This is a genomic window from Enterobacter sp. S-33, from assembly GCF_028735835.1.
GTDB lineage: Bacteria > Pseudomonadota > Gammaproteobacteria > Enterobacterales > Enterobacteriaceae > Enterobacter > Enterobacter vonholyi.
Window position 1 is genome coordinate 1801544 of sequence record NZ_CP117838.1, and the last position, 16232, is coordinate 1817775.

General features: G+C 57.4%; 17 protein-coding genes. 9 read left to right on the forward strand and 8 right to left on the reverse strand.

Annotated elements, in window-relative coordinates; genetic code table 11:
• Positions 1–71 precede the first annotated feature (71 nt).
• Positions 72–818, forward strand: a complete 747-nt coding sequence (locus PUP35_RS08500) for a MipA/OmpV family protein (RefSeq protein WP_115874791.1) — start codon at positions 72–74, stop codon at positions 816–818.
• A 78-nt stretch (positions 819–896) separates the two neighbouring features.
• Here the strand turns inward: PUP35_RS08500 and PUP35_RS08505 are convergent, their stop codons facing one another.
• Both PUP35_RS08505 and gapA read right to left on the reverse strand, forming a co-directional pair.
• Positions 897–1781 carry a D-hexose-6-phosphate mutarotase gene (locus PUP35_RS08505; RefSeq protein WP_115874792.1) on the reverse strand — a complete coding sequence of 295 codons (885 nt, stop codon included), beginning with the start codon at positions 1779–1781 and terminating at the stop codon, positions 897–899.
• A 73-nt stretch (positions 1782–1854) separates the two neighbouring features.
• Complete coding sequence (gapA, locus tag PUP35_RS08510; protein ID WP_014831506.1) at positions 1855–2850, reverse strand: glyceraldehyde-3-phosphate dehydrogenase; 996 nt, start codon at positions 2848–2850, stop codon at positions 1855–1857.
• Positions 2851–3190: 340 nt separating this feature from the next.
• On the opposite strand from gapA, the gene msrB reads away from it, so the two are divergent.
• Together msrB and PUP35_RS08520 are read left to right on the forward strand one after the other, a co-directional pair.
• Positions 3191–3604, forward strand: coding sequence for a peptide-methionine (R)-S-oxide reductase MsrB (msrB, locus tag PUP35_RS08515; protein WP_274242701.1), 414 nt, complete (start codon positions 3191–3193; stop codon positions 3602–3604).
• A 56-nt stretch (positions 3605–3660) separates the two neighbouring features.
• Positions 3661–3924 carry a YeaC family protein gene (locus PUP35_RS08520; protein WP_249429466.1) on the forward strand — a complete coding sequence of 88 codons (264 nt, stop codon included), beginning with the start codon at positions 3661–3663 and terminating at the stop codon, positions 3922–3924.
• Between the two features lie 45 nt (positions 3925–3969).
• On the opposite strand, the gene pncA is transcribed toward PUP35_RS08520, so the two are convergent.
• From pncA to sppA, 3 genes are all read right to left on the reverse strand, one after another.
• Entirely contained in the window at positions 3970–4611 is a 642-nt protein-coding gene (gene pncA, locus PUP35_RS08525) for a bifunctional nicotinamidase/pyrazinamidase (RefSeq protein ID WP_223581888.1), read from the reverse strand.
• 9 nt (positions 4612–4620) lie between these two features.
• Positions 4621–5637 carry an asparaginase gene (ansA, locus tag PUP35_RS08530; protein ID WP_008500705.1) on the reverse strand — a complete coding sequence of 339 codons (1017 nt, stop codon included), beginning with the start codon at positions 5635–5637 and terminating at the stop codon, positions 4621–4623.
• A gap of 62 nt (positions 5638–5699) precedes the next feature.
• The gene (gene sppA / locus PUP35_RS08535) at positions 5700–7556 is read right to left on the reverse strand and encodes a signal peptide peptidase SppA (RefSeq protein ID WP_274242706.1); all 1857 of its coding nucleotides are present in this window, start codon (positions 7554–7556) and stop codon (positions 5700–5702) included.
• A gap of 167 nt (positions 7557–7723) precedes the next feature.
• Between sppA and PUP35_RS08540 the strand changes: the two genes are divergently transcribed.
• The 3 genes from PUP35_RS08540 (at position 7724) to PUP35_RS08550 (ending at position 11347) form a co-directional block, all read left to right on the forward strand.
• Complete coding sequence (locus PUP35_RS08540; protein WP_143344991.1) at positions 7724–8275, forward strand: NAD(P)H nitroreductase; 552 nt, start codon at positions 7724–7726, stop codon at positions 8273–8275.
• Between the two features lie 116 nt (positions 8276–8391).
• Complete coding sequence (gene selD / locus PUP35_RS08545; RefSeq protein ID WP_008500702.1) at positions 8392–9435, forward strand: selenide, water dikinase SelD; 1044 nt, start codon at positions 8392–8394, stop codon at positions 9433–9435.
• 4 nt (positions 9436–9439) lie between these two features.
• The gene (locus tag PUP35_RS08550) at positions 9440–11347 is read left to right on the forward strand and encodes a DNA topoisomerase III (RefSeq protein ID WP_271367697.1); all 1908 of its coding nucleotides are present in this window, start codon (positions 9440–9442) and stop codon (positions 11345–11347) included.
• A 25-nt stretch (positions 11348–11372) separates the two neighbouring features.
• Here PUP35_RS08550 and gdhA read toward each other — a convergent pair whose 3' ends face one another.
• Positions 11373–12716 carry an NADP-specific glutamate dehydrogenase gene (gene gdhA, locus PUP35_RS08555; RefSeq protein ID WP_274242709.1) on the reverse strand — a complete coding sequence of 448 codons (1344 nt, stop codon included), beginning with the start codon at positions 12714–12716 and terminating at the stop codon, positions 11373–11375.
• 229 nt (positions 12717–12945) lie between these two features.
• Between gdhA and PUP35_RS08560 the strand changes: the two genes are divergently transcribed.
• Positions 12946–13224 carry a DUF1496 domain-containing protein gene (locus PUP35_RS08560; RefSeq protein ID WP_115874800.1) on the forward strand — a complete coding sequence of 93 codons (279 nt, stop codon included), beginning with the start codon at positions 12946–12948 and terminating at the stop codon, positions 13222–13224.
• Here PUP35_RS08560 and PUP35_RS08565 read toward each other — a convergent pair.
• Positions 13184–13600: a pyrimidine (deoxy)nucleoside triphosphate diphosphatase gene (locus tag PUP35_RS08565; protein WP_274242712.1), complete on the reverse strand. Its 417-nt coding sequence runs from the start codon at positions 13598–13600 to the stop codon at positions 13184–13186. The genes PUP35_RS08560 and PUP35_RS08565 overlap by 41 nt on opposite strands.
• Before the next feature lie 75 nt (positions 13601–13675).
• On the opposite strand from PUP35_RS08565, the gene PUP35_RS08570 reads away from it, so the two are divergent.
• Both PUP35_RS08570 and PUP35_RS08575 read left to right on the forward strand, forming a co-directional pair.
• Positions 13676–14245, forward strand: coding sequence for a carboxymuconolactone decarboxylase family protein (locus tag PUP35_RS08570; RefSeq protein WP_274242715.1), 570 nt, complete (start codon positions 13676–13678; stop codon positions 14243–14245).
• On the forward strand, positions 14238–14855 hold the full coding sequence (locus tag PUP35_RS08575) for a CDP-alcohol phosphatidyltransferase family protein (RefSeq protein ID WP_274242717.1): 618 nt from the start codon (positions 14238–14240) through the stop codon (positions 14853–14855). Before PUP35_RS08570 ends, PUP35_RS08575 begins: the two co-directional genes overlap by 8 nt.
• Here PUP35_RS08575 and PUP35_RS08580 read toward each other — a convergent pair.
• Positions 14852–16159, reverse strand: a complete 1308-nt coding sequence (locus PUP35_RS08580) for a rhodanese-like domain-containing protein (RefSeq protein ID WP_274242719.1) — start codon at positions 16157–16159, stop codon at positions 14852–14854. The two genes, PUP35_RS08575 and PUP35_RS08580, sit on opposite strands and share 4 nt — an antisense overlap.
• Positions 16160–16232: the final 73 nt, after the last annotated feature.

Consider the following 16232-nt stretch of genomic DNA (forward strand, 5'->3'; position numbering starts at 1 on the left):
AATTTTGGGATGTACGGGAATGGCGGTTACACTTCACCCGCTGATTATTTGACTACAGGAAAGAATGGATTGTGACCAAACTCAAACTTCTGGCATTAGGCATCCTTGCCGCGACCGCAGTAAGCACCGCACAGGCGGAAAGTCAGTGGACGCTTGGCGCGGGTGTTGGCGTCATTAACAGCCCGTACAAACAGTATGACCGTGATGTGTATCCTGTTCCGGTTATCACCTATGAAGGGGATAACGTCTGGTTCCGCGGGCTCGGCGGCGGCTACTATCTCTGGAACGACAAGGCCGATAAGCTCTCCATCATGGCCTACTACGATCCAACGCACTTCAAGCCGGGTGACAGTGACAGCCACGCGCTTCGCCAGCTCGACAAGCGTAAAAGCTCGATGATGGCCGGCCTCTCATACGTGCATAACACCCAGTATGGCTTCCTGCGTACGGCCCTGGCGGGCGACACGCTGGATAACAGCAACGGCTTTATCTGGGACCTGGCGTGGCTGTACCGCTATACCAACGGTGGGCTGACTCTGACGCCGGGTATTGGTGTGCAGTACAACAGCGAGAACTACAACGACTATTACTACGGCGTCTCTAAAAACGAGTCCCGCCGCAGTGGTCTGAAAAGTTATAGTGCAGATGACGGCTGGGATCCTTACCTGGAGCTGACAGCGAGCTACAACTTCCTTGGCGACTGGAGCGTGTACGGTACCGGCCGCTACGAGCGTCTGAGCGACGAAGTGAAGGATAGCCCGATGGTCGATAAGTCCTGGGCAGGCATCTTCTCTGTGGGGGTGAGCTACAAGTTCTGATTGTGCATTAATTTAGTGCAATCTATGCATCAAAACGGGGCGCTTGCGCCCCGTTTGCTTTAGCGTGGTGCAGAGAAATTATCGCTTCACAATGCGAATCGTCTGCCCTAAACGAGACGGTTTTTCTTCACTCGCTTTCTGCGGGTTGGTCACGCGAGCCGTTTCCACGCAGACAAACGTTTTGTAACCCTCATCCGTCATGTCGGCCATGCTGACGGACAGCGCAGGACCCGGGTTCCAGCCCACCACATCGCTGTGATGATGATGGACCACTTCAATGCCGCGGTTCAGGGCGCCGTCGTGGATCACGCTACACGCTTCCGGGTGCAGGTAGACGCGGTCGGTACGGTCAGGGAATGCCTGAACGCCGTCGCTAAGTTTGCCTTCTTTCGCGTTATCGACTTTATCGATATAGGTATCGCCCAGGCCGCTCACCTTCACTGCGCTGATATCACCCACGTTGAAATAGGTGTGCAGGGCAGAGGTGGTTTCGAACTCGCCGTGAGCTTCCAGTTCGATTTCGCAGGTTTTACCCAGCTTGAAGCGGGCATACAGGGTGAAATCGTGCGGCCACAGGGCGCGGGTTTCATCATTAGCCTGCAGCTCAAAGGTCAGCACGGCGCCGTTATCGTCTTCGTTGTGCGCTTTCAGGGTCCACTGCTGGTTACGGGCAAAACCGTGAGAAGGCAAACCCTGCTGGGCGGACGGGCCAAACCACGGCCAGCAGATAGGCACGCCACCGCGGATTGCGGCCCCTTTTTTGAAGGAGGTCGCATCGCTCAGCCACAAACCTTCAGCTTCGCCTTCCGGTTTCCAGGAGAGCAGGTGAGCGCCATTCAGCGCCACGGACGCTTTAACACGCGGATGGTCAACGACGATGATATCAGCACCGTCAATCTGACGGCGGGAGAGCACAGGGGTAAGCTGTTCGACTACCGGAAGTGCAAAAATTTTATTAATCATTAAGCAATCCTCTGTCTTATAAATAAAAAAAGGCGACCGAAGTCGCCTTTTTGGATCAAGCACTCATCTCAACTTATTTGGAGATGTGAGCGATCAGGTCCAGTACTTTGTTAGAGTAGCCAGTTTCGTTGTCGTACCAGGAAACCAGTTTAACGAAGTTGTCGTTCAGTGCGATACCTGCTTTAGCATCGAACACGGAAGTGCACACTTCGCCGTTGAAGTCGGTAGAAACAACGTCGTCTTCGGTGTAGCCCAGAACGCCTTTCATTGCGCCTTCGGAAGCAGCTTTGATTGCTTTCTTAATTTCTTCATAAGAAGCAGCTTTTTCCAGACGAACGGTCAGGTCAACAACAGATACGTTTGGAGTTGGAACGCGGAACGCCATACCAGTCAGTTTGCCATTCAGTTCTGGCAGTACTTTACCTACAGCTTTAGCAGCACCGGTAGAGGATGGGATGATGTTCTGAGCCGCGCCACGGCCGCCGCGCCAGTCTTTGTGAGACGGGCCATCAACGGTTTTCTGAGTAGCGGTGGTCGCGTGAACGGTAGTCATCAGACCTTCGATGATGCCGAAGTTGTCGTTGATAACTTTAGCCAGCGGTGCCAGGCAGTTGGTGGTGCAGGATGCGTTAGAGACGATATCCTGGCCAGCGTAAGTTTCGAAGTTTGCACCACGAACGAACATTGGGGTGTTGTCTTTGGAAGGACCAGTCAGAACAACTTTTTTCGCACCAGCGGTGATGTGTTTACGCGCAGTTTCGTCGGTCAGGAAGATACCGGTTGCTTCAGCAACAACGTCAACACCGATTTCGTTCCATTTCAGGTTAGCTGGGTCTTTTTCAGCAGTAACGCGGATGGTTTTGCCATTAACAACCAGGTGGCCGTCTTTCACTTCAACGGTGCCGTCGAAACGACCGTGAGTTGAGTCGTACTTCAGCATGTACGCCATGTATTCAGCGTCCAGGAGATCGTTGATACCAACGATTTCGATGTCAGAACGTTTCTGAGCAGCACGGAAAACAATACGGCCGATACGGCCAAAACCGTTGATACCTACTTTGATAGTCATATATTCCACCAGCTATTTGTTAGTGAATAAAAGGTTGCCTGTAAAATTACAAAAACCTTACGCAGCGTCAAGCGGAATCGTGTCAATCATTGCGACAAATCAATCCTGTGACTAACGTTTGTGCGACTGACTCGCCTCACTTTCCCTTTGAGCTTGCACCCATATGGGGGCTGCGCCGGGATTTTAAAGTCCTCGCAGGATAAAAATGTGAACGTGATCACAATTGCCTGACCGCTTATTCGCGACACATAAGTTTAGATCAAAAGTGCACGCAAGGGTGTTAATGTTTTGTTAGAATCCGGGTTGAAAGATGTCTGTTTCTACAGCGAGATGTAAGCATATGTCGAACCAACGTAACCCTGACGATTTGAAAAAAAACCTCACAGAAATGCAGTTTTACGTGACGCAGAATCACGGAACGGAACCGCCGTTCACCGGGCGTTTACTGCACAACAAGCGGGACGGCGTCTACCACTGCCTGGTCTGTGATGCCCCGCTGTTTAATTCACAAACGAAATTTGATTCTGGCTGCGGCTGGCCGAGTTTCTATGAGCCGGTGAACGATGAGGCAATCCGCTATCTGACCGACTCGTCGCACGGCATGGTGCGTACGGAAATTCGCTGCGGCAACTGCGACGCGCACCTTGGGCACGTTTTCCCGGATGGACCTCAGCCTACCGGCGAGCGTTTCTGCGTAAATTCAGCCTCAATGAGCTTCACCGATGATGAAAACGGTGACCAGATTAAGGGTTGAAAAAACGATTCAGCAAATTATTCCTTTGAAAGGGCGCGAGTGTGAATATTGATGACATGATTAGCGGCATGACGCCGGAGATTTATCAGCGTCTGGTGACCGCCGTGGAGCTGGGAAAATGGCCCGACGGCGTTGCGCTGACGCCGGATCAAAAAGAGAACAGTTTGCAGCTGGTGATGCTGTGGCAGGCGCGCAATAACACCGACGCACAGCACATGACGATCGACACCAAAGGCCAGATGGTGATGAAGAGCAAGCGCGAGCTGAAAGAGGACTTCGGTATCACGCCGAAGCCGATTGCGACGATTAAAATGCAATAACGGTGCGGGTTGATGCCCTCTCCTACAGGGAGAGGGCGTAAAAGACTATGCCTGCGTTTCCAGCCAGTCTTCGAGTGTATACAGGGTTGCGCCTTCCGCAGCCATATCCATAAACGCCTGAGCGCTGTCCTGTGGTTGAATGTTCACCCCGCGGCAGCCGTCGGTGATGACGCTGACGGTGTAGCCAAGCTGAAGCGCATCCAGCACGGTGAACTTCACGCAGTAGTCCGTCGCCAGGCCCAGTACGATCAGCTCCGTGATTTCGTGGTGACGCAACCAGGCGTCCAGCGCCGTTTTCTGGCGATGCCCGTTATCAAAAAACGCGCTATAGCTGTCGATAGCAGGGTTTTCACCTTTATGGAACACTGCGTCGACGGCTTTCTGGTTCAGGAGCGGATGTAACTCCGCGCCTTCCGTCTGCTGTACGCAGTGATCCGGCCAGAAAGTTTGCGCCAGCCCGTCGAGTTCACCCTGGGTGAAGGGCTCTACGTTGTGCTGGCTGGCAAAGCTGCCGTGATTCGCAGGGTGCCAGTCCTGGCTTGCGACAACCGCTTCACCACGGGCTTTGCACCAGTCAATCAGCGTGTTTGCCACGTCAACGGTGCTGTCACCTTCGGCGACGGCCAGCGCACCGCCCGCGCAGAAATCATTTTGCAAATCGACCAGTAGCAGGGCACGTTGCTTCATGAGCACTCCTTATTCGTCCGGGGTCAGTTCGCCGCGCAGGTTTTGCATCATCGCGCTGCGAATGGACTGAATGTCCAGATCCTGACTCAGTAAATAGTGAAGTTTAGTCAGCGTTGCCTCAACGGTCATATCGAAGCCGCTGATCACACCAGCATGCGCCAGCGCGTTGCCGGTGGCATAGCCGCCCATATTCACTTTACCGGACATACACTGGGTCAGGTTCACTACCACAATTCCGCGCTCGCTGGCTTCCTGAAGCTCTTTCAGGAACTCGCCGTTCTGCGGCGCATTGCCAACGCCGTAGGAGCGCAGGATAAGCGCTTTCACCGGCTGGCGCAGGAAGTTACGCACCACGTCCGCAGAGATACCCGGATAAATGGTGACCACGCCAATCGGTTGCGGGGTAATCGGATGCACAATCAGCTCGCCCGCGGTGTTCGGCGCAGGAGGGGTTCCCAGACGACGGATATGAATCCCGGCCTCCAGCAGCGGCTGCAGGTTGGGTGAGGCAAAGGCGTCAAAGCCGTCGGCGTGGGCTTTGGTGGTGCGGTTACCGCGATACAGACGGTTGTTAAAGAACAGCGACACTTCGTTAATCGGGTAATTCGCCGCCACGTACAGGGAGTTCAGCAGGTTGATCTGCCCGTCCGAGCGCAGCTCCGCCAGCGGAATTTGCGACCCGGTAACGATAACCGGCTTGCTCAGGTTCTCCAGCATGAAGGAGAGCGCCGAGGCGGTAAACGCCATGGTGTCGGTGCCGTGCAGGATCACGAAGCCGTCGTACTGGTCGTAATGGGCTTTAATATCATCCGCGATATGCTGCCAGTCTTCCGGCGTCATGTCGGAGGAGTCCATCAGCGGCTCGTATTCGTGGATGGTAAAGTCAGGCATTTCCGGACGGTGGAATTCTGGCATCAGCGCAAGCTGACGCTGCAGGTGGCCGGAGACGGGGATATAGCCGTTTTCAGAGCGCTGCATACCGATGGTACCGCCAGTGTAGGCTACATAAATCGATTTCTTCTGCATGGTAGTGAGTTCTTGTTCTTCAAAAGAAAAAAATCCCCTCTTCGCGAGAAGAGGGGACGGTTTTAACGGACGTTCGCGCAGGTCAGGCAAAACGCGTAACGACTCTGTGGATCGTTAAAGGCCGCAAGCTTATCGCTTTCTGCCTTCATCGCTTTTGCCGCCGTGGCGACAGGCGCAGGCAGGTAAGCCTGCAGCGCCTCCGGCAGCATGGCATGTACCGAGCCGGACATGCTGTCCATGACCATATCGAAGAACGACGGTTCGTCCTGGTAATACTCGATATGCCACTGCTTCAGCTTCGCCAGTTCGGCGGCTTTCTTCACCGCGTCATCGAAGTCACCCAGACTGTCGACCAGACCGTTGCTCTTCGCATCCTGGCCGGTCCAGACGTGGCCCTGTGCAATCTGGTCGATCTGCTCAGGCGTCTTTTTACGCGAGTCCGCGACCAGGGTGATAAAGCGTTTATAGCCGTTCTCAATGCTGAGCTGCATCATCTCAGAAACTTCCGGCGGCAGGGATTTGGTCACCGACACATCCGCCAGCGGAGAGGTTGCTACACCATCGGTATGCACGCCCAGAGAATCCAGGCTGTTTTCCACGGTGTTGATCACCCCGAAGATGCCAATCGAGCCGGTCAGCGTGCTTGGGTTAGCCACGATGTAGTTGGCTGGCGTGGAGATCCAGTAACCTCCGGAGGCGGCCATTCCGCCCATTGAGACGACGACCGGCTTGCCTGCGGCGCGGGCCGCGGCCAGTTCAGCACGGATCACCTCTGAGGCGCTGACGCTGCCGCCAGGGCTGTTGACCCGCAGGACAATTGCCTTCACTTTCGGATCGAGGCGAGCATCGCGGATTTGCGACGCGGTAGTATCGCCGCCCACGTTCCCCGGGGTCTCCTGACCGTCCATGATCGCACCGTTGGCAAAGACCACCGCGACGCTGTCACCGTTCTCATCCGGTTTTTTCGTCGAGTAATCATACATGCTGATGGCGCTGTAATTTTTGTCCTCTTTGCTCCAGCCAAACTGTTTGCTCAGGGATTTTTCAATCTCGGCGCTGGTGCCCAGGGCATCAACCAGTTTGTTATCGAGCGCATATTTTGCGGTATCACCGTCAACCTTACGCAGGCCTTCGAGCACGCCCTGCGCGCCAGGGAACACCTGCTCAGGCGTAATCTGACGGTTAGCGGCAACGGTGCCGAGATAGTTCTGCCACAGCTCGCCAATCCAGCGGCTATCTGCTTCGCGGGCGGCAGGGGACATATCGTCGCGGATAAACGGCTCCACGGCGGATTTATACGTGCCGACGCGGAAGACGTGGGTGGTGACCTTCAGCTTGTCGAGCAGCGATTTATAGTACAGGCCGTTGGTGGCAAAGCCGTGCAGATCGACCGTGCCCTGCGGGGAGAGCCAGATCTTATTGGCAAAGCTCGCCAGATAATATTGCCCCTGGCTGTAGCTGTCGCCCACGGCAATCACCGGCTTGCCGCTGTCGCGGAACTCGCGCAGCGCTTTACCGATGTACTGCATAGACGGCTGATCGCCACCGGCAAAATCTTTCAGATCCAGCACGATGCCGGTGATGTTACGGTCATCTTTGGCCTGACGGATGGTATCGACGATATCGAACAGGGAATTTTCCTGCAGGCGGTCTGATGTTGCGCCAAACAGCTGACGGCTGATTACGCCCAGACGGCTGCTGGCGGAAGGTTTATCAACAATAACGCCGGTGATATCGAGTAACAGCGCCCCGCGAGTCGAATGCTGCGCCTGATTCGCGTTGCTGATGTGCATCCAGATTCCCGCGCAAACCAGAACCAGAAAAATGAAGAAGATGTTCATCACCAGGTTGCGGACGAAGTTGAGCAGTCGCCACGTCCATTTAAAGAAACCGGCAATGATTCGCCAAAGGGTTCGCATGTATTCTCCCTAACCAGAAAATGACTGTTTCCGTCGCCACTGGACGGTAATGTTGGGTTATCGTAATGACCCAACCGCCACTTGTCAGCAGGAATCGCCTGCCAGGCTGTAACAAAATCTGCCGTCGTGTTAATTTTGTGAGTAAATTTCAAGAAAGGAGTTAACCAATGGACGCACTCGAACTGCTTGTTAACCGCCGTAGCGCTTCCCGTCTGGCCGAACCTGCCCCGGCAGGCGAGCAGCTGGAGAACATTCTGCGTGCCGGCATGCGTGCCCCCGATCATGGCACACTGCAGCCGTGGCACTTCTTTGTAATTGAAGGCGAAGGCCGCGATCGTTTCAGCCAGCTGCTGGAGCAGGGTGCGGTGGCCGCCGGGCAGGATGAGAAGGGCATCGACAAGGCGCGCAATGCCCCGTTCCGTGCACCGATGATTATTGCTGTCGTGGCGAAATGCCAGGCCGACCATAAGGTGCCGGTCTGGGAGCAGGAAATGTCCGCGGGCTGTGCGGTAATGGCGATGCAAATGGCCGCCGTCGCGCAGGGCTTCAATGGCATCTGGCGCACCGGGCCGCTGACGGAGAGCGCAGCCGTACGGGAAGGATTCTCCTGTGGCGAGCATGACAAAATTGTCGGCTTCCTCTATCTCGGTACTCCGCAGCTTAAAGCCTCCAGCACCATCAGCGTGCCGGACACCACGCCTTTCGTCAGCCGTTTCTGATAACGCGCGCTAAACTGTCTGGATTCTGAGCATCTGCCGCAGAATTCAGACAGTCATACTTACCTCTTTATGGAATGAGCGCTACCATAGCGCGATTGAGATGACAGGAGACGTCCATGAGCGAGCAAACCATTCGTTTAACGCAGTACAGCCACGGAGCCGGTTGCGGTTGTAAAATTTCCCCGAAAGTGCTGGAGACCATCCTGCACAGCGAACAGGCGAAGTTTGTCGACCCGAACCTGCTTGTCGGCAACGAAACGCGTGACGATGCAGCGGTTTATGACTTAGGTAACGGCACCAGCATTATCAGCACCACCGACTTCTTTATGCCGATTGTCGACAACCCGTTCGACTTCGGACGCATTGCGGCCACCAACGCCATCAGCGATATCTTCGCAATGGGCGGTAAGCCGATTATGGCGATCGCCATTCTGGGCTGGCCGATCAACACCATCCCGCCGGAAGTGGCCCGTGAAGTGATTGATGGCGGCCGTTTCGCCTGCCAGCAGGCGGGAATTGCGCTGGCCGGCGGTCACTCTATTGATGCGCCGGAGCCTATCTTCGGCCTGGCCGTTACCGGCGTGGTGCCGACCGAACGCGTGAAGCGCAACAGCACCGCGCAGGCGGGCTGCAAGCTGTTTCTCACCAAGCCGCTGGGCATTGGCGTGCTGACCACCGCCGAGAAAAAATCCCTGCTGAAACCGGAGCACAAAGGGCTGGCAACCGAAGTCATGTGCCAGATGAACCTCGCCGGTGCGGCGTTTGCCAATATCGACGGCGTGAAGGCGATGACCGACGTGACCGGTTTTGGTCTGCTGGGACACCTCTCCGAGGTGTGTCAGGGCGCGGGCGTGCAGGCGCAGGTCTGGTATCAGGACGTGCCGAAGCTGCCGGGCGTGGAAGAGTATATTGCTCAGGGCGCGGTTCCGGGCGGTACCCAGCGTAACTTCGCCAGCTACGGTCACCTGATGGGCGAAATGCCTGAGGAGTGGCGCAACCTGCTGTGCGATCCGCAAACCTCCGGCGGCCTGCTGCTGGCGGTGACGCCGGAATCCGAAGCCGAGGTTCAGGCCACGGCCGCTGAGTTCGGCATTACCCTGACGGCGATCGGCGAGCTGGTGACCGCGCGCGGTGGTCGACCGATGATTGAGATCCGTTAATTCGATGCGGTTGTTTATTGCCGAAAAGCCGAGCCTGGCCCGTGCCATCGCCGACGTGCTGCCTAAGCCGCATCGCAAAGGCGACGGCTTTATCGAATGCGGTAACGGGCAGGTGGTCACATGGTGTATTGGTCACCTGCTTGAGCAGGCGCAGCCGGATGTCTATGACAGCCGCTACGCCCGCTGGAATTTGAACGATCTGCCCATCGTGCCTGAAAAATGGCGCCTGCAGCCCCGACCTTCGGTGACCAAACAGCTCAACGTGATCAAGCGCTTCCTGCATGAAGCCGATGAAATCGTGCACGCGGGTGACCCGGACAGGGAAGGACAGCTGCTGGTGGATGAGGTGCTGGACTATCTGGAGCTCGCGCCGGAAAAGCGTCAGCAGGTGCAGCGCTGCCTGATCAACGACCTCAACCCGCAGGCGGTGGAGCGTGCGATCTCGCGCCTGCGCGCCAACAGCGAATTTATCCCGCTGTGCGTCTCGGCATTAGCCCGCGCCCGCGCCGACTGGCTGTACGGCATCAATATGACCCGCGCCTACACCATTCTTGGGCGCAACGCGGGCTATCAGGGCGTGCTCTCCGTGGGGCGCGTGCAGACGCCGGTGCTGGGGCTGGTCGTGCGTCGCGATGAAGAGATTGAAAACTTCGTCGCCAAAGATTTCTTTGAGGTCAAAGCGCATATCGTTACGCCTGAAGACGAGCGTTTTACCGCCGTATGGCAGCCGAGCGATGCCTGCGAATCGTATCAGGATGAAGAGGGGCGTCTGCTGCACCGTCCGCTGGCGGAGCACGTGGTTAACCGCATTACCGGACAGCCCGCTATCGTCACCAGCTATAACGATAAACGGGAATCAGAACCCGCGCCTCTGCCGTTCTCGCTGTCGGCCCTGCAGATTGAGGCCGCGAAGCGCTTTGGCCTCAGCGCGCAGAACGTGCTGGATATCTGCCAGAAGCTCTATGAAACCCACAAGCTGATCACCTATCCGCGTTCGGACAGCCGCTATCTGCCGGAAGAGCACTTTGCCGGACGTCATTCGGTGATGAATGCCATCAGCGTGCACGCGCCGGATCTGCTCCCGCAGCCGGCGGTGAATCCGGATACCCATAACCGCTGCTGGGACGATAAAAAAGTCGATGCCCACCACGCGATTATCCCGACGGCGCGCGCCAGCAGCGTCAACCTGACGGATAACGAAGCGAAGGTCTACAACCTGATCGCTCGTCAGTACCTGATGCAGTTCTGCCCGGACGCGGTGTTCCGCAAATGCGTGATCGAGCTGGAAATCGCAAAAGGGAAGTTTATCGCCAAAGCCCGTTTCCTCGCGGAAGCAGGCTGGCGCACGCTGCTCGGCAACAAAGAGCGTGACGAGGAGAACGACGGCACGCCGCTGCCCGTCGTCTCTAAAGACGATGAGCTGCTGTGCGAGAAAGGGGAAGTGGTGGAACGCCAGACCCAGCCGCCGCGCCATTTTACCGATGCGACGCTGCTGTCGGCGATGACCGGGATCGCCCGGTTCGTGCAGGATAAAGATCTGAAGAAGATCCTGCGCGCCACCGACGGTCTGGGTACGGAAGCAACCCGCGCGGGGATCATCGAGCTGCTCTTTAAGCGCGGTTTTCTTGAGAAGAAGGGGCGCTATATCCATTCGACCGAGCCGGGACGCGCGCTGATTCATTCCCTGCCGGAGCTGGCCGCCAGGCCGGACATGACCGCGCACTGGGAATCGGTGCTGACGCAGATCAGCGAGAAGCAGTGTCGCTACCAGGACTTTATGCAGCCGCTGGTCGGGACGCTTTACCAGCTGATCGATCAGGCGCGCAGCACGCCGGTGAAAACGTTCAGAGGGATGGTTGCACCCGGTGGTGGCGCGAAGAAACCGTTTAAAAAGAAAAAGAGCGCGGCCTGATACACCCGGCCGCACGCTATAAACCTTAAATCACACCCTGCCCAATCATCGCATCCGCTACCTTCACGAATCCGGCGATATTCGCCCCGCGCACGTAGTTGGTTTGCGATGCCTCGCCGCCGTACTCCACGCAGGCATGGTGAATATCCAGCATGATGTGATGCAGGCGGGCATCCACTTTTTCCGCCTTCCAGCCGAGACGCGCGGCGTTTTGCGCCATCTCCAGGCCGGACGTCGCCACGCCGCCCGCGTTAGCGGCCTTGCCCGGTGCAAACAGTACGCCCGCTTCCAGGAACAGATCCGTCGCTTCGATTGTGGTCGGCATGTTCGCCCCTTCGGCTACCGCCTTCACGCCATTGCTAATCAGCGTGCGCGCGGCTTCAGCATCCAGCTCGTTCTGCGTGGCGCACGGCAGGGCGATATCCACCGGCACGCCCCACGGCTGTTTCCCTTCAAGATACGTCAGGCCAAACTCCCGGGCATAATCTGCAAGACGGCCATCGCGGCTGGCTTTGATTTCACACAGGCGCGCCAGCTTCTCTGCCGTGAAACCCGCTTCATCCACCACCGTTCCGCTGGAATCAGAGGCGGTTACCACGCGAGCGCCAAACTGCATCGCTTTCTCAATCGCGTACTGCGCCACGTTACCGGAGCCGGACACCGCGACGCGCATGCCTTCAAAGCCTAAACCGTGGCGCTTGAGCATGGCCTCGGTGAAGTAAACCAGGCCGTACCCGGTCGCTTCCGGGCGGATCAGGCTCCCACCAAACGACAGCCCCTTACCGGTAAAGACGCAGGCGCTGTTGTTGGAGAGCTTTTTCATCATCCCGGCCATAAAGCCTACTTCACGCCCGCCCACGCCGATATCACCGGCAGGCACGTCGGTGTCAGGACCTAGATGGCGATAGAGTTCGGTCATCAGCGCCTGGCAGAAGCGCATGATTTCACCTTCGCTTTTGCCTTTCGGGTCGAAATCGCTGCCGCCTTTCCCGCCGCCCATGGGCAGCGTGGTGAGGGCGTTTTTAAAGGTCTGCTCGAAGCCGAGGAATTTCAGAATCGACAGGTTCACGGACGGATGGAAACGCATGCCGCCCTTAAACGGGCCGATGGCCGAGTTGAACTGTACGCGCCACGCGCGGTTAATCTGCACCTGATTGCGATCGTCAACCCACGTCACGCGGAACTGGATCACGCGCTCTGGCTCGACCAGGCGTTCGAGCAAAGACATCTGGCGATAGCGCGGGTTTTGTTCAAGGAAGGGCCACAGGGTGGTCATCACTTCACGCACGGCCTGGGCGAACTCGCTTTGGTGCGGGTCGCGCTGCTGAACGTGGGCAAGGAAACTTTCCAGAGAGCGTGTCTGATCCATAGCTATAAGAACCTCTTATAATAATGTTTGTATATGACTTATGCGATTTGTGTTGTTTTTTTGACTATAACACCCGTACTGCTTTGTATGGCAGGCAGAAATTTAGGACGAAAGGGAAATTAATGAGAGCGCGGGCGTCATAACCAAAAGCGATGACGAGATAAATTAAAGGTTCCGCGCGGGTTTACCGTTATAGTCATTATCAAGGGAACAACAGGAAGATGTGTCTATGAAACGTTATCTATTAACCGCGTTATGTCTGATCTTCACCGCTGGCGCGCAGGCTGACCGCATTCGTCCGGACGTGGAGGTGAATGTGCCGCCGGAAGTGTTTAGCTCCAGCGGCCAGAATCAAACGGTGCAGCCCTGTAATCAGTGCTGTATCTATCAGAATCAGAACTACTCGGAAGGCGCCGTGGTGAAAGCGGACGGCATTCTGCTGCAGTGCCAGCGCGACGAGCGCGCAATCAGCACGAACCCGCTGGTCTGGCGTCGCGTAAAACAATAAACGCTTCCAGCAGGGGAATATCCGCGGGGGCTAAGTCGTAGCCGAACGCCTCTTCCGGCGTACACCACGCCAGCGCGCTGTGGTAGTGCGCCGTGAGCGCACCGCTAAACGCAGGAACGTGCCAGGCGTGCAGGTTGATTAACCGCTGCGAGACCTCGCGCTGGTGGCTTGCCACGTATTGCGCGGGCAGCGCTTCAATACCCAACTCTTCACGCAGCTCGCGGATAAGCGCCTCGGGCTGGGTTTCACCCGCCTCGACTTTGCCGCCTGCAAATTCCCACATGCCCGGCTGGTCGGCGTGGGCAGGGCGCTGTGCCAGTAAAATTTTGTCGTCTTTTTCGATGATGGCGGCAACGACATCGAGTGTTTTCAGCATGGTCGTCAATAATTGATGGCGAAAAAAGACATATTATCGTGCCCTTTCTCAGAGTCCAGCTATCAGGAGAATCAGTTGAAAGAGACTACCGCCTGGGTTGCCCCTATCGAATCCCTTCCCGCCAGCCTTAAACCCATTGCCGTGATGCAAAAAAAGCATTTTGGCGCCGTGCTGAATCCCACGCGCTGGTGGGGGCGCATGCCGCGTCTGTTCTGGCTGGTGGCGCTGTTCGTCGGTTTTCTGGAGCGTCGTCGTGCGCGCCTGACGCCCGTTATTCGTTCGCTGCTAATGACGCGGGTATCCCAGCTCTGCCACTGCGCTTTCTGTATTGATGCCAACAGCCTGCGGCTGGCCGAGCGCTGCGGGGCGCTGGATAAGGTGCAGGCCGTGAGCGACTGGCAGGGTTCCGCCTTGTTCACGGGGCAGGAGCGCGCGGCGCTGGCCTACGCCGAGGCGGTGACCGCCACGCCGCCCCGGGCGGATGAGGCCATCAGAGCGGCGCTGAAGCGCCACTTTACGGATGACGCCATCACCGAGATGACGGCGCTCATTGCCTTTCAGAATCTCTCTGCCCGCTTTAACGCCGCGCTGGACATCCCGGCGCAGGGGCTGTGCGCCACATTTAACGAGACGCCTCATGCTTGATCGCCATCTTCACCCGCGGATAAAACCCGCTCTGAATCGTATGGTCTCTGTGCTGAACCGACCGGGCATTACGCCCGACGGATTGACCCTGACAGGGTTTGCCATCGGCGTGCTGGCGCTGCCGTTTCTGGCCCTCAGCTGGTATCCGGCGGCGCTGGTCGCCATCGTGCTGAACCGCCTGCTGGATGGTCTGGACGGGGCGCTGGCGCGCCGCAGAGGGCTGAGCGATGCGGGGGGATTTCTCGATATCGCGCTCGATTTTCTTTTCTACGCCCTGGTGCCGTTTGGCTTTGCGCTGGCTGCTCCGGCAGAGAATGCGCTGGCGGCTGCCTGGCTGCTGTTTGCGTTTATCGGGACCGGCAGCAGTTTTCTGGCGTTTGCGACGCTGGCCGCAAAGCACGACATCGACAACCCCGGCTATGCGCACAAGTCGTTTTATTACATCGGTGGGTTAACGGAAGGGACGGAGACCATCGCGCTGTTCGTGCTGTGCTGCCTCTTCCCGGCACACTTTACTCTGTTCGCGTGGGTATTCGGCGCGCTGTGCTGGCTGACCACCACAACGCGCGTCTGGAGCGGCTATGTGACGCTGAAGTCACTCAACCCTTAGAGAGCGCTCTCTGGCCCACGCTCTCCGCTGGTGACCGGGTTCTGCGGGTGACTACTCCATTCGTACCAGCCGCCGTCATAGACGGCGACATTCTTCCAGCCCATCGCCCGGGCGTACATAAAGGTTTCGGACGCCCGCCAGCCGGTGCCGCAGTAAAACGCGACGTGCTGCTCCGGCAGAATATTCCAGCGCTTCCACTGGGCGGCGATATCGTCCGCGCTGCGCATGGTGCCATCCGGGTTATGGAAATCCTCCATGTGGGTAGCATCGCTGCCCGCGTGGCCCCAGCGGGCACCGGCAATTTCACCTTTTGGTTTGATGTAGCTGTAGCCGCTGGTTTCGCCGATGAACTCCGGCCACGAGCGAATGCTGACCAGGGAGGCATCCTGACGGTGCAGCATGCCGCGCGCCTGTTCCATATCCACCATCAGCTGCGGCTGGCCGGGGATCGGCGCGCCAAAATCGGGGGCGGGTTTGACGGGGCCGGGCACACCGCCCTGTACCAGCAGTCCCGAATCAGACCATGCCTTCCAGCCGCCGTCCAGAAGACGGACATCTTTCACGCCGGCGTAGAGCATTATCTGGGCCACACGGGCGGCGGCGTAAACGTCGCGACCATACAGAATAACGGTAGTGTCATGGCGGATCCCGTGTTTCTCCAGCATCGCTTTCAGCTTGTCGTCAGAAACTTTATTCCACAGCGGTTCGCTTTCAACCTCGTTAGTATCGATGTAGCCCGCCCCGGGAATATGGCCGAGCAGATAAAATTTAGGCGCCCCCCAGCCGGCTTCTATAATCTTCCAGTCGGCTGATGGTGCGGCGGTGATACGTTCCCCTTGTTGCAGACGATGGATCCACTCCGGGTAAACCAGCTGTTCAAAGTGCGGCAGACGCTGAAGACGGCCGGGGGTCTGCAGCGCATCGCTGAGCAGCGAAACGTGGCGATATCCTGCTTTCTCCAGACGGGCTTTCACCGCCTGGTTATCCCTATCGTCACCGTACAGAGCGATGGCCGTCGCAGAGGTCAACTGATGCTGTTTTGCCCAAAGCGCAAGCTGCTCGTCGCTCATGCTGTCAAGCCAGGCGGCAGCCAGGTTGACTGCGGCGGGTTCATGCCCGGAAGGCGCGCGAAAAGTCTGTGGCCAGCCGTTATAGAAGGCGCTGGGCCGGGTATCGACAGGCGTGCCGTGCTGCGCCTGAAGCTGAGACAGCGTCATCGCGTTGGGCATATTAGCCGCCAGAGAGGAAAAGGACGCGAGGCCGCAGAGCAGAGCCAGCGCGGTCAGTTGAGAAACACGTTTCATCGAATAACCTGACGTCAATAAAAGAGGGGGGCATTGTCGTCTCTCCCGAAACGGAAAACATTGCGTTAGCACA